The sequence below is a fragment of the Pseudomonas sp. RP-B7 genome, from assembly GCF_059803535.1.
In genome coordinates, this window is record NZ_JAPFHC010000011.1 from 66,058 (window position 1) to 78,877 (window position 12,820).

General features: G+C 58.4%; 13 protein-coding genes. 4 read left to right on the top strand and 9 right to left on the bottom strand.

What is annotated here, in order from left to right:
- Positions 1 to 80: 80 nt before the first annotated feature.
- Positions 81 to 389: a PA4575 family protein gene (locus OPU96_RS12600; protein ID WP_226455756.1), complete on the top strand. Its 309-nt coding sequence runs from the start codon at positions 81 to 83 to the stop codon at positions 387 to 389.
- Between the two features lie 3 nt (positions 390 to 392).
- Here the strand turns inward: OPU96_RS12600 and OPU96_RS12605 are convergent, their stop codons facing one another.
- Positions 393 to 2,216 (bottom strand): hypothetical protein, encoded by a 1,824-nt coding sequence (locus tag OPU96_RS12605; protein WP_498559147.1) that lies wholly within the window; start codon positions 2,214 to 2,216, stop codon positions 393 to 395.
- Between the two features lie 162 nt (positions 2,217 to 2,378).
- Here OPU96_RS12605 and OPU96_RS12610 point away from each other — a divergent pair, with 162 nt between their 5' ends.
- Complete coding sequence (locus OPU96_RS12610) at positions 2,379 to 2,867, top strand: TIGR00645 family protein (protein WP_017739158.1); 489 nt, start codon at positions 2,379 to 2,381, stop codon at positions 2,865 to 2,867.
- Between the two features lie 15 nt (positions 2,868 to 2,882).
- On the opposite strand, the gene OPU96_RS12615 is transcribed toward OPU96_RS12610, so the two are convergent.
- Entirely contained in the window at positions 2,883 to 4,316 is a 1,434-nt protein-coding gene (locus tag OPU96_RS12615; RefSeq protein ID WP_226455754.1) for an ArnT family glycosyltransferase, read from the bottom strand.
- A 121-nt stretch (positions 4,317 to 4,437) separates the two neighbouring features.
- The gene (locus OPU96_RS12620; RefSeq protein WP_498559148.1) at positions 4,438 to 5,463 is read right to left on the bottom strand and encodes a hypothetical protein; all 1,026 of its coding nucleotides are present in this window, start codon (positions 5,461 to 5,463) and stop codon (positions 4,438 to 4,440) included.
- Between the two features lie 206 nt (positions 5,464 to 5,669).
- On the opposite strand from OPU96_RS12620, the gene OPU96_RS12625 reads away from it, so the two are divergent.
- The gene (locus tag OPU96_RS12625; RefSeq protein WP_498559149.1) at positions 5,670 to 7,139 is read left to right on the top strand and encodes a hypothetical protein; all 1,470 of its coding nucleotides are present in this window, start codon (positions 5,670 to 5,672) and stop codon (positions 7,137 to 7,139) included.
- 56 nt (positions 7,140 to 7,195) lie between these two features.
- On the opposite strand, the gene OPU96_RS12630 is transcribed toward OPU96_RS12625, so the two are convergent.
- Positions 7,196 to 8,071: a helix-turn-helix transcriptional regulator gene (locus tag OPU96_RS12630; protein ID WP_463983871.1), complete on the bottom strand. Its 876-nt coding sequence runs from the start codon at positions 8,069 to 8,071 to the stop codon at positions 7,196 to 7,198.
- A 119-nt stretch (positions 8,072 to 8,190) separates the two neighbouring features.
- Here OPU96_RS12630 and OPU96_RS12635 point away from each other — a divergent pair, with 119 nt between their 5' ends.
- A complete protein-coding gene (locus tag OPU96_RS12635; protein ID WP_226455750.1) occupies positions 8,191 to 8,448 on the top strand; it encodes a hypothetical protein in 258 nt (85 codons plus the stop codon).
- A gap of 33 nt (positions 8,449 to 8,481) precedes the next feature.
- Here OPU96_RS12635 and OPU96_RS12640 read toward each other — a convergent pair whose 3' ends face one another.
- The 5 genes from OPU96_RS12640 to OPU96_RS12660 form a co-directional block, all read right to left on the bottom strand.
- Positions 8,482 to 9,102: a hypothetical protein gene (locus OPU96_RS12640; protein ID WP_498559150.1), complete on the bottom strand. Its 621-nt coding sequence runs from the start codon at positions 9,100 to 9,102 to the stop codon at positions 8,482 to 8,484.
- Between the two features lie 65 nt (positions 9,103 to 9,167).
- Positions 9,168 to 9,581, bottom strand: coding sequence for a hypothetical protein (locus OPU96_RS12645; protein WP_226455748.1), 414 nt, complete (start codon positions 9,579 to 9,581; stop codon positions 9,168 to 9,170).
- 3 nt (positions 9,582 to 9,584) lie between these two features.
- Complete coding sequence (locus tag OPU96_RS12650) at positions 9,585 to 9,953, bottom strand: hypothetical protein (protein ID WP_305391552.1); 369 nt, start codon at positions 9,951 to 9,953, stop codon at positions 9,585 to 9,587.
- Positions 9,950 to 10,765 (bottom strand): ATP-binding protein, encoded by an 816-nt coding sequence (locus OPU96_RS12655; RefSeq protein ID WP_498559151.1) that lies wholly within the window; start codon positions 10,763 to 10,765, stop codon positions 9,950 to 9,952. Before OPU96_RS12655 ends, OPU96_RS12650 begins: the two co-directional genes overlap by 4 nt.
- 157 nt (positions 10,766 to 10,922) lie before the next feature.
- On the bottom strand, positions 10,923 to 12,380 hold the full coding sequence (locus tag OPU96_RS12660) for a DUF726 domain-containing protein (RefSeq protein ID WP_226455745.1): 1,458 nt from the start codon (positions 12,378 to 12,380) through the stop codon (positions 10,923 to 10,925).
- Between the last annotated feature and the right edge of the window lie 440 nt (positions 12,381 to 12,820).

The window sequence follows — 12,820 nt, forward strand, 5'->3', positions numbered from 1 at the left end:
TTTCTACAGGAGTCGCAGGATAGAAACAGCCTCGCCGTGTGTGATCGAGGCTGAACGCCGATCTAACGAGGGTCGCCGCCATGTCGCGCAACCTTTGCCTTACCCGCCAGTGTTTTGGCCTGGTCACCCGTATCGAATGCTCCATTCGCCCTCTCGCGGGGGATAACGGGCTGTGGACCTTGTTGTTTGCCGCCGGAATGACCGGTGAGCAGCCGTCCACCATCAAGTCCCAAGGCCCGTTCCATGGGCCTTTTGTGGCGGAAAGCATGCTGGAATCAATCGTCGACAGCCTTACTTCCCATGGCTATGAGAAGGCGGGCGACCCGCAGATCTGGAGCCTGCACATGCAGGCCCATCTGCGACAGCTCAATGGCGACACCCAGCACTGAGCGCTATTTGCTCTCGGGCTTGTCCAGCTTGACCTCGAAACCGTATTGCACGGTGCTCAGGTCAGTGCGCTGGTAGCTTTCCAGGGTGGTTGGCTGGCCGTAGAAATAGTGCACGTCAAACATCGCCGTGCCGAATTCCTCGGCGCGGTGGCTCACACCGAGAATTTCCTTGAGGTAGTTGCCACTGGCGTCCTTGGCATAGAAGCGCCAGCTGTCGGCGGGGAATTCCTTCTGGTCGACAATCAGCGCGTTGTCCTTGAGCGACAGGCCTTTGGGCAGCTTGGCGACATCGATCGTGGCTTTGTCGATGGTGGCGAGGAACAGCGGCACCGAGCCCACCACAAACGCCGGGTTTTCCGGGAACAGGTTGAGGTCGTAGGTCAGCGTGCCGCGTGCCGGGTTCAGCTCGAAGGCTTCGGTCGGCAACTCGATCGGCTCACCGCGCTCGCCCTTGTCATCGGCGGTGAAGAAGGTAATCGGCGATTCGCTGCTGTTGCGCTCGGCGCCGACCAGGTCGTCATTGAAGGTGAACGGGTGGTCGAACACGATATGGGCGGCACTCGCGTCTTCGGTCGACTGGCTGATGGTGACGCTGTTTTTCAGCTGGTCTTCGGTCATGCTCGCGTCTTTGAGCCAATCGGCGGCGCCGTCGTCATACACCGTGACCGGCATCGGCAAGGCTTGCACGGTTTTCTGCAGGCTGTTCTTGTCGAAGCGCAGCACTGGTAGATCAAGGTCTTTGCGGGTGAGCGTGGCGGTGGAGAAATCCAGCACGTTGACGTGTAGCTTGTCGATCACGCCATTGAAATAGACTTTGGCGTAGTGGCTGGTTTGTTTGTGTTCGAAGGCTTTCTGCTCATCGACGAGTTTTTTCTCGAACGCATCCGACCAGGCCGTCTGCTTTTGCATCTCGGCCAGTTGTTTCTCGTAGAACGCCACCTGCGCTGCGCTTTCGTTGATCGAACCCGAGCGCGTGAGGAATTGCCCGGTGCTGTCTTGCGCTTGTACCAGCAATGGGTTGGGCGATTCGTCGCCCACTTCTGCGGCGAGTGGCGCGCTGTTGGTCATTTCGATTTCGGCGTAGTTCTTTTCCAGTAACAACAGCTTGAGGCTCACAGTGCCATCGGTGCGGGTGCGGCCAACGTCCTGTTTCGACAGCTCGAAGTTCAGCAGCTTGCCCGGCGCGACCACTTCTACCGTGCCCTTGAGGCTGACGGGCTGTGGCTGGCTTTTGTTTTCCGTCTCGACGCCTTCGATGAACGGGTAGGTTACTGTCAGGTCATCGGGGTTGGTCAGGTTGGAACTGCTGGGGCTCAACTGGATGCCAGGGTCGGTTTCCGACCATTCCGGCTGGAATGGGATGACTTTGTTGTTGCTCAGCGTGACCGACTGCCATTCCAGCCCATGGGGGAAGGGGAATTGGTCCGGGGCGTTGAAGCTGAACGGGAAGACCGGTTGCAGATCCGTCAGGTAGTCGGAATGCGAGGCTTTGCGCAGTACGAAAAGGCCGTTGATATAGGTGTCCACCAGCGCCTGGGGCGTAGGGTAATGCGTTAGCAGGGCGAGGGAGTTTTCACCGTATTCGGCTTCGACGGGTTTGTCGGCGAGTTTGACCCGCGCCCGTTCCAGCAACAGCAGCGAGCCGCCAAGGTCGGCGATGGCGTCGCGCAGTTTGGGGTCCTGGATGCTGTCGAGGGATTGCTCGAACTTCGCGGTTTTCTCTTCGAGGGTGGCCTGCTTCTGCTCATCTTTGGGGGAGCAGCCGCTGGCCATCAGCAACGCCGCACACAGGCCGATGTTGGCCAAAGGGGATCGCACATCCATCATCTGAGTCTTCCTGTCCGACATCATCGAGCCGATTTAATGGCCTCGACACTAGCAGAAAAATTCTCTTACAAGTGCCGGCCAGGTCAGTTTTCTCGCGGTTACAGGTGTTTGACAGCGGCTGGTATACTCGCCGCCATTTTTAGCCACGCTGTGTGAGATCCCATGGAACGCTTTATCGAAAATACTATGTACGCCTCACGCTGGCTGCTGGCGCCGATTTACCTGGGGTTGTCCCTGGGCTTGCTGATCCTGGCGCTGAAGTTCTTCCAGGAAATCATCCACGTGCTGCCCAACGTGTTCACCATGTTGGAAGCCGACGTCATCCTGCTGCTGCTGTCGTTGATCGACATGGCGCTGGTCGGTGGTTTGCTGGTGATGGTGATGATCTCCGGCTACGAGAACTTCGTCTCGCAACTGGACATCGATGACAACAAGGAAAAGCTCAACTGGCTGGGCACCATGGACTCTTCCTCGCTGAAGATGAAAGTGGCGGCGTCCATCGTGGCGATTTCCTCCATCCACTTGCTGCGCATCTTCATGGACGCCAAGAACGTCGATCCACAACACCTGATGTGGTACGTGATCATTCACATGACCTTCGTCGTCTCGGCGTTTGCCATGGGTTACCTGGACAAGCTGACCAAGCACTGATCCCCCACGCAGGCCTTACTGCTCTATGAAGTAGTAAGGCTTGCGACTGATCGCCATCTCCTTGATGACCTTCACCGGTTCCTTCAGCACACTGGTTTGATCCGTCAACGCAACGTTGCCGGGTTTGGCGCTGAGGAATGCCTGCAACTCGGCCTCGGTTTGCAGGAGCGGCACGTAGCCCTGCATATAGAACACCCCCGCGCCGGCAATCCGCTCGTTGGGCTGAAACATCGCCACTTCTCGACCTTCTGCTTGCAGCGCCTGGAGCTGGCTGATCACCGGCACGAATGACTCGCGCTTGTCGGCCTTGGGCGCGAACACGAATGCAGCGCTCATATAGCTGGCAATCAGTACGGCGAACACGCCGCCGATCACCTGCCGATGGTAGCGGTAGAGTGCGGGCTTGCGGTCTTTCAGGCGGTCCAGCAGCACCCGCGCATATTCTGCCGCGAGCACCGCGGCGGCTGGCGTGAGCGACATCAGGTACACGGTGCGCTTGCTCGAAGCCAGCGTCAGCAGGGTGAATTGCGCCACCAGCCAGATGCAGAAAAACAGCAAGTAGCGATTGCGTGCCAGGCTCTTACGCAAGTGCCACAGGCCCAGGTACACCAGGATATTCCACGGCAGAAAGGCTTCGGGCAGCTTGGCAAGGTAGTAGTAGAACGGTTCGTAGTGCCCAGCCTCGACGAACGAACCGCTGAAGCGCCCGACGCTGTTGGTCCACAGCACTTCGCCGACGGCTTGCATACCGCCGCGTTGAAACAAGAACCCCAGCCAGATCAGCAGCGGCACCAACGCCAGCAAGGTGAACAGCCCGGGCTTGAGCCAGTCGCCGATGCGCAGGCGTTTGTCGATCACGCTTGTAACGACCAGATACACGAAGATCACGATGCCCGGCATCGCCAGGCCCAGCACGCCTTTACTCAGGGTGGCGATCACCATGCCGAGGGTAAACAGCGCCCAGGCGCCGGACTTGGAGCCTTGGTTCTCAGGACGCATCGCCTGGTAGAACCCCAGCAGCGCGGTGGTGACGCCGAGGCTGAGCAGCGAGTCTTCACCCACGCCGCGTACGTTGCTCCAGTAACTAGCCATGGTCGCAAGGATCAGCGCGGCGCTGAACGCCAGGGTCTGCGGGCGGCCGAACTTGCGCAGCATCCCGTAGAACAGCATCACGCTGAACAAACCGGCAAATGCCGAGGCCAGGCGTACCGCCCAGGTTGTGCCGCCGAACAGGCGAATCGCCCCGGCGTCGAGCCACAGGCTCAGGGGCGGTTTTTCCAGGAAGGGTTCGCGAAACAGTTGCGGCACGACCCAGTTGTTGTCCAGGTGCATGGCCATTGCGATCCCGGCGACGCGGGCTTCGGTAGAACCTTGCAGTTCGTGGCTGCCAAGGGCAAAGAAGAACAACAGGGCAACAAGCAGGAGCAACAGAGGAACAGGACGCGTCATGGATTCTGGCTACCAGGGCGAGGGAGCGCTCGGGGGGAGCGGTCATTGCAATGGGCTAGTATCGGTCGGCGATTCTGAATATTTCGTGAATGAGCGCGGGATTTTTCTACGCCCAAGTCTCTTACGGTGCCTGCAAGCTCGGTAGTGCCGCTTTACCTTGTGCCGTCAGGACCGGCGCCAGTTGCTCCCAGGTGAAGCTCAACTCGTTGTCACAACCGTCGCCTTGGGCGGGGGTGGAGAGTTGCAGGCCCTCGGTGTTGAAGCTCAAGTCGAAGGTGGAGTAACTGGTGACCGCCGGGCAGCCTTCGTCGACGCTGGTTTGTTTGGCCAGCCAGGCGCTGAACGTGGCCGGCAGCTGGACTTGGCCGGAGTAGGGGCTGTCCCACTGCGCCTGGCCGCCGAGCCATGTCCACGGGTCGACGCTCTCGCCGGTGTGCAGGTTCCAGCTGTGCAGGCCCCAACTGATGCCGCCACGGCCGTAGCCTGCCGCCCAGTGGTAGAACCGCACGGTGATCCACTGCGAGGACCAGTAGAACGGCTCCACCGTGATCTCACTGGTGTAGGTGCCGCCGCTCTGGTCCAGGGCGTTGCGGCGCTCTCGGTAGAACTGCGCCTGGCCTTCGGGGCTGATGGCCATGCGCGCGAGGTCTGCGTTGATCTTGCTGATGGCCGGGCCGTCGCCGTCGAGACTCAGGGTGACTTGCCCGCCCTGGGTTTTGACCTGATAGGCGTGTTCGTTGAAGGTCTTCTTTTCCACCGTTACCGGCGGCGGCGACGCTTCGAGCGGGTTGTTGTAACTGTCGCTGGCGCAACCCTCCGCGTCCGCACGGTTTAGGCGCAATGCCAGGCCTTTGCCGCCTATGGCCTTGCTCCAGGTGCCGGTGAGTGTGTCGCCTTGAGGGTCGTCCAACTGCCAGAACCCGGTTTGCCCGTCTTCTACCCAGGGCTCGCTCGCGTTGGCCTGGGTCAACTGAATCGGGCTGAGGATACGCTGGTAGTAGTAGCTGCCATTGGCGCCGTGGGCGCCGTTGAAACACGCGGTGATCGCGGACTTGCCCAGGGTGCCGGTCCACACGCCGGCCAGGTCGGCGGCAGTGGCGAGCAAAGGGGTGCAGGCGAGGGTCAGGACGGCAAGGGGCTTGAACACGGGTATCGGACTTCCGGTTGTCTGATAGAGAGCGCTAGGGTAATGGGAAGTGCGTGCGGAACCAACCTATACCGAAGTTCGTGCCCCATCGCGATTGAGTTTCACGACCTGCTCTTTTTGTTTACCTGTATGAACGCACAACGTGGACGCGACCTGCTGTTTTACTTAGGGTGTGGCGATTCAATATCAGCCATAAGGCAGTCTGCATGAAGCGTGAACAGTTCCTGACACAACCTGAAGTCGCGTCGTTTGTTGAATGGTTGCAGGCCAATTTGCCGACGCTGACCTTCAACCTGAACTTCAAGGCCAGCAAGTTTGTGCCCGGTGGCTTGATTGCTCAGGTGCAGGGCTTCGAGCAGGTGATCGGGCACTACCGCTGGAAGGCCAGCTGGCAGGATGCCCAGCAGCAGAGCGTCAATTCGCAGAGCTGGGTGCAGACCCGGCAGTCCCTTGGACAGTTGGGCGCTTGGCTTAAACGCGCAGTCGACGCGGGTGACGAGCCGCAAGCGCTGCAAGCCTGCTTGCAGGTGCTGCGTTGGGGCGGGGTACGCGGCGCCATTCCGTTTTTGCAGCGATTGGCGACCAACGGGGAATTGTCGGCGTATTTGCGCAAGATGGCCGGGCTGATAGCGCTCGACGGTGAGCAGGACCTGGATGACCTCAACGCCAGCAGCGTCCAGCGTTTTGATGCGGGCCTGACCAAGATCCATGCCCTGCTGGATGCGTCGGGGTCGCCGATTTATGACAGCCGTGTGGGGGCGGCGATGGGGATGTTGTATTCGTTGTTTCGTCAACAGTGGAGCGGCGGCGGCAAACCGTTGCTGGCGTTTCCCTCCGGTGGTGCCCGTGGCAGCCAATTGCGCAACCCGGGCGCGTTTGTGAACGGGTTGGCGGCGCGGCAGTTTTCGTCGATCAGCTATGAAACCTGGGCCCGCTCGCAGGTGCGCCTGGGCTGGATCATCCGTGAGCTGCTGGGGCGTACGAAGTGGTTCGCCGACCAAGGGACGCTGCCTGCGCGCTGCCATGCGTTTGAGGCCAGCCTGTTTGTGTTGGGGTATGACTTGCGTTGTTTTGGGGGCGTGCCGGTGGCCGTAGTGCCGGTAGTTGGCAAGAAGAAACGCAAGCGCCAAGGTACGGGCTGGGTGCCGACAGGCCATCCCTTCCGTCAGGTGATCCAGGACTATCTGGTCTACCGCCGCAGCGGTGGGCAGGACAATAAAGAGTCCTTCGTCAACTGGCTGCCGACGCGTCCCAGCGAGAAAGAGCCGATCTCCCATGAAACCGCCAACGGCTACTGTTTTGCGTTTTCCATTTTTGAGTTCGACCTCTTTGAGCGACCGCTTGACGTGCTTGAACGCATCGTCGCCGGTGGCGAGGACGGCCTGCGCGCGGCGCTGGCGAGCGAGGTGCTGGAGCCCTTCAGCCTGAGTGATGAACGGGTCAACGTCTGCCTGGTGGACGTCTTGATCACGGGCACGGCGTATCAACGGGCGCAGACCGCTGACGCGCGCGCCGCCTACATCCTCAACGCCGGTTATGCCGGCACCGAGAATGCCGCAAATACGTTGCTGTCGCTGGGCCGCAACGTCGGCCAGCACTTTGGCCTGCTCAACGCGCAATACCTGCCCACGCCGCTGTTCGAGCGGTTCTTCGGTGATTGCGACCTCGACGCCTGAGGCGTTCTAGCGCCTCGATCTTTGCGCGCTGGCCGTCAGTTGCCAGCGCGTAGCCCTCAATCGAACGACAGCCATGGCCGCAACTCTTTCAAGTTGCTGACCACAATCTGCTGCGCCTCTGGCGTGGTGGCCAGGTTTCGCGGGTCGATCTGATAGCGGCGCAACACGTACCGCACCAACGCCTTGCGGCTGGCGACCACCAGTTGCCCATCGGTCATGCCGAAGTCGGTTTCGATGATCGCCTGCTGCGCGGTGTTCAAGCGGCTGTCGGGGGCGAAGATGATCGGCACTTCGGTGTTCCAGTCGTCATCTTGCTCGCGTGTGTACGCTGACGCGTCGAGCAGCTCCGGCTCGCCGCGCAGGCGGCTCAGCACGAAGTCACGGTACTGGCGGTTCTTCTCGCAATAGGCGCGCACGTGCCAGCGCATGCCGGTGTACACCAGGGTGTGCGGGGCGATCAGGCGGATTTCCACGTTTGGCGTGTTGAACGAAACGTACTCGGTCTCCAGGCGCAAACCGTCGCGACAGGCCTTGAGCAACGGCCGCAGGATTTCCGGACGGATTGGCCGGTCGGGCACTTCCAGCACCTTGGTGTGGGCGTAGGCCAGGGCCAGCCCATCGATGTGCGGCGCCCGTTCATTGTTCTGGTACAGCAGGTGCAAATAGGCACTGGCGCTGTCCTCGATGAACCGCGGCTTGAAGTGTTTGCTCGGTACGTAGCCCTTTAGCTGCTTGTCATATGTCAAGTTTCGGGGCGCATGTTCATTGATGTAGGTGTTGATGTCCTTGGAGGCCTGCTGGCGGCTGATGCCAAAGCTCTGCATCAAGTGCCCCGTGGTCAGCCGGCCTTCCCACCAGGCGACGGTCTCGATGAGGCGATAGCGAAGTGCCAGGTCCCAGCGCACTTGCTCGATGGATTGCTTGCGTTTCATGGCTGCTCCATGTGTGTGAATACTTTACCTGTATAAGTCTACATTCTAGACCTGTCGTGAATCACTACATATCGTGTTGCTGTCTTCGAAATACCTCGAAGGCCTGAAAGGACGTGAACATGAGTATGTCGGAAGTGGTTTCGACGGGGGCATTGGTGGTGATGGGGATCATCCTGCTGGTGCTGATCCAGCATTGCCTGAAACTGAGCGAACTGTGGAAGATGGTTGCGCACTACCAGAAAGACCTGCGCTGGGCGCAGATCTGGGAAGTGGAGAACCGCGAACTGCGCTCGGCATTACGTGCCGAGCGTGAACACGTTGCGCAGTTGCAGCGCAAGTTGGAGTTGTTGCAGGCGATGATTCCGGTGGAAGGCTAGCTCAGCGGTGTCAGATTGCGGGCTGTTTGCAACTCAGATTTCAATCGCATCCGCGAACTCATCCTGCATGCGGCGACGGACCAGGAACACCGGTTTTTCTTCGTCTTGAGTGCGCGGTTTTTCCAGTTCGAGTTCTTTGCTTTTGAACTTGGCTTCGACGATTTTTTGCGGGGGTGGGAAGTCGCCTTTTTCTAGCAGATACTGCTGGTAAATAGGCTTCAGCGGCCGCAGCAGGCTGGAGAGTTCGATAAAGTTGCTGCCCTCCAAAACGTCCAGGCGTGTCTTGATCTCGGCTTCCACCGCCTGGGTATAACGCGCTTTCAGATCCTCCTTCAGCGCACGCAGGTCGAGGCCTTCTTGGGCGATCAATTCCATCGTGGCCTTGAGGTCATCAGGGTTGTGTTCCTTGATGAGCCGCAGGGCTTGGAGGAAGTCTTGACGCTGCAAGGCAGCGGGGATTTTTTTCAGCAGTTCGCGGTTCTTCACGCCGTCGCGGTAGGCCTTGATGATCAGGTAAGGGATGCTGATAGGCAGGGTCACAATGCCCAGCGCGCAGATCGATACCCACTTGGTGACGGACCAGGCGTGTTTGAGGATGATCCCCGCGAAGCCGATCGCCAGCAGCAATAAAAACCCGTAGACAATAATGATCATGGTGACTCTGCTATCCGACAAATAGAACAGTGGAGAGCGTGCACCGGCACGCTCCGCTTAAGGCATCAGGCCGTTGGTTTGTCGTACGTGTAGGCGATTTTTTTCTCGGCGCGGATACGCGCCTGGTCCTCTTTCAAGAAGTAGAGGTCCAAGGGTTTCGGCGTATCGATGTGGGCGCTTTTAACCCATTGTTTATTGGCGTCCGTGAAGTAAAGGTCTACGCCAAAGACGAACTTATCCTCGTCCTGCAGCGCAATGAAAACCTCACCTGAAACGAAGTCCAACTGTTTGGCTGTTTGCTCGTGAAGAATGTAGGGGTCGAGGCCAGTGGTTTTTTGAGCCAGGTAGTCATCGACTGAGACTTGGCCTTCCTTGATCAGTTTTTCGCCCTCTTTGAGCAACTCTCTCAAGCCCAGCTTGACCGCCTTCTTGAAGTCTTCCAGCAGGGCGCCACCCAATGTCTTGTCGTCGTGATTCATGAGTTACAGCTCCAGCTTGAGTTCTTTGGCAATGTCTTCTGAAATGTCCACCGGCGCTTGGGTGCTTTCCAGCTTGCGGCGAATATGCTCGGGCACATCTGATGCGGGAATGGTCCGCGTGGTGACGGTTTCTTCCCACTGCTGATCTTCATTTTTCGAGTAGAACTTGTTCAGCGCCTGTAAGCCTGCGGCAATCCCGGCAACCACATTCTGGGTTTTGATGTAGGCGGTCAGGCCGACGATGGTTGCTTTGACGATTTGGCGTACGTGTTTGACGGAGGCTTCCAGAAAGTTCTTTATCTTGTCCCAAAATGCAGAGACCACCACGGCGCCGGCGAACAGTGCCGCGCCCAACAAAATAAATGGAATCATTCCAGCACCATCCCTGTTTGCTTTTCGACGTAGTCCTTGGAGACCACTTTGGTTGTAGTTGTGTATTCGCTTTTTGCGTTTGCCTGTTTGCTGGCAAGGGTGTTGTTTATTTCCTTCAAAATGTCCTCTTCGCAAAGGCAGGTCGACTGCTTGTAAGCGGCCTTGAAGGCGGCCATCAGTGTGATGTTCTCGATGTCCGCCGCACTCAATCCCTGCGCCGCCTGTGCATAGGTTTCCAGCGCCAGGCCGGCTTGCAGCGGTTGCGGGATGTAGCGTTGGAACAGCGCGACGCGGTTGTCATGGTCCGGTAGCTTGAAGTGGATGTGCTTGGCGATCCGACGCATGAAGGCGGGGTCGTAGTTGGAGATGAAGTTCGTGGCGAAAATCAGGATGCCGCTGAAGTCATTCAAGATATTCAGAAGTACCGAGCGGGTCTGGTTGACACTGGTATCGGTGGCGCTGGTCATGTTGGTGACCCGTCGACTCAAGATGGCATCGGCCTCATCGAAGAAAATCACACAGTCCATTTCCTTGGCGAAATCAAACACCTTCTTCAGGTTCTTCGGCGTGTCGCCCACATACTTCGATTCAATCTGTGAGTAGTCGACGACCAGCAGATCCTTGCCAAACGCTTGGGCAACCGCGTGCGCCGTGATGGTTTTACCAGTGCCGGGCTCGCCATAAAAATTCAGTACGAATTTGTCTGACATCTTGTGGGTGCTGGCGAAGCCGAGGGTCTTGTAGACGAATTCACTGTCTTTGCGCAGGGCAATCGCAGAGAGAATTTCGTCTTTGGTGTGGCTGTTGACCACGACGTCATCCAGGTTGTATCTGGGAACAATGACTTCAAAGTCATACGCCGGTGCTGCGGGCGCTTGCTCCTTGCTATGTGGCTCGGCCTTGGCCAGCGGTCTTCCGATGGGCATATCTACTCCAGGCTTGGAAAATCAAACGCGTGCATAGGAGGGGTCATGGGTGCTTGAACCCACGCTCGTTACCCCAATGCACACGTGCAAAAAACACTACGGCGACCACCGGCACCAGTGCCGAATAACCGGGCTTCAAGGCGGTCTTCAAATTGGTCATCCAGCGCCCCACCGGGGTCATGTCCAGCAGGCTCGGGAGCGCCGAAACCACATTCCAGGTAGCGAGGCCGCTCAGGTTGATCTCGCCACGGGTAACCGCCAACTCGCCTGACGGCTCAGCCTGCGGTGGGGTTGACGGGCTCTTGAGGTAAGAGGCCAGGGTCAGCCGTTCCGCCAACGCGTCCACATGTTTGAAGTAGGTGTCGGCGGGCATGGCCTTGACCACGGCAATCGTTGAACGGCTGAACGCATGGCCATCTGGAAACGCGTTATCGAACACTTGTCGAATCAGCAGGGCTTCGAGCTCTACTACGGAGCTACAGGTTTGCCGGCCATTGCCCAAGTCGAAATGACTGACTAACCCATCGAGCACGTTGGCATAGGCAAGGCCGCGCCCGCGGGTCAAATTGGCCAGGCAATGCCCGCCCAGCAGTTGCAGTTCCTGGATGAAGGAATACAGCGGCTTCTGCTCGTCGAAGGACACCCAACTGCTGCTTTTAAGGTGCTTGATGCCTTGCTCCAGCACGGCTGCTGGCGCGCTTTGCATCAGACCGTAGAGCAGCGCGTCAGTGTGGATTGGGTCCTGCGACATCACCGCGCCGAGCCGCTGGCCGCTAAAACCCGCGAACCGAGTGCGCAGCAAGACGTCATGCAGCTTGGGCCAATAGTCCAAGTGGCCGAAGTCGGTCATTTCGACATTTTTAAAGTGCGGTACCTCGTGTCGACCCACGCAGGTCTCATCCACATTCATCAACAAGATGGCATCGGATTTTGAATAGGCGTTAATCACCCGCCCCGCCGCGCAGTTGTTCAATGCCTGGGCCTCGTCTGCCGAAACCTCGACCGCCGCAGCCATCAACAGCACATCGCCGATGATCAGCTCACAAGACTCGGGATGGCTGGCCAGCTTGCGCAACGCACTGACCACCACCCGCCCGCCCAGGGAATGGCCGACCAGATTGACGTGGGTGACATACGGATAGTGCTCCAGCAGATGGGCCTCCAGCTCCTCAAGCAGCGCTTCGCCAATGCGGTTCGCCCGCTTGCGAACCACCGCGAAATGCACCGACCGATCCAGAGCAAATGCAGCAATACCCGCACCGGGATGCAATCGCGAAGCGCCCATGATGACGTTGCGTGACATCGAACTGATTGAGGAATAGTGGCTGGAGCGCCAGAACGCCAGGAGGTTGATGTCACCGTCCAGCGCTTGCGGGATCTGGCTGGACAGAAGAGTACGATCGCCCAGGTTATGGCCCGCCGAGTAGCCGTGGATAAACACGTTGGCGATGGTGCTGGCGCTGAAGGACTGGGTGGTGAAGCTGAAGTGTTTTGTTTCCAACGCTGAGATTCCGTTCAGTCGCGTGGTTTGGGGGAGCGTTAGGTTATCGGCTGGGAGGGGGGGGACTTTAGGGCAGAAGGCCATCATTCTTGTTGGGGGAAGGGGGGGAGGTGGTTCGGGGGATTTGGAAGGGGGGGAGAGGAGTTGCAGGTACAAAAAAAGACGTTCTTGGACGTCTTTAGATGTTGAAGTGCCGGGGTAAGTTGAACGGAGCGGGTAAGGTATTAATTAATAATACTATTTCCAGTAATCATTTTGTGCTGGAATACTGATTGGAATGCCGAGGGTATAGCTTCCCTACTCGATTAACCGCTGAGTCAAATTTATTCCAGCTGTATGAAATGATGCGCAGCACGCTAGTTAATCTTGAATGCTAGTGAATTGCCTCATCGGATTTACCTGCTGCATGCACGATGCGACTGCGCGTCCCCTATGGCCCG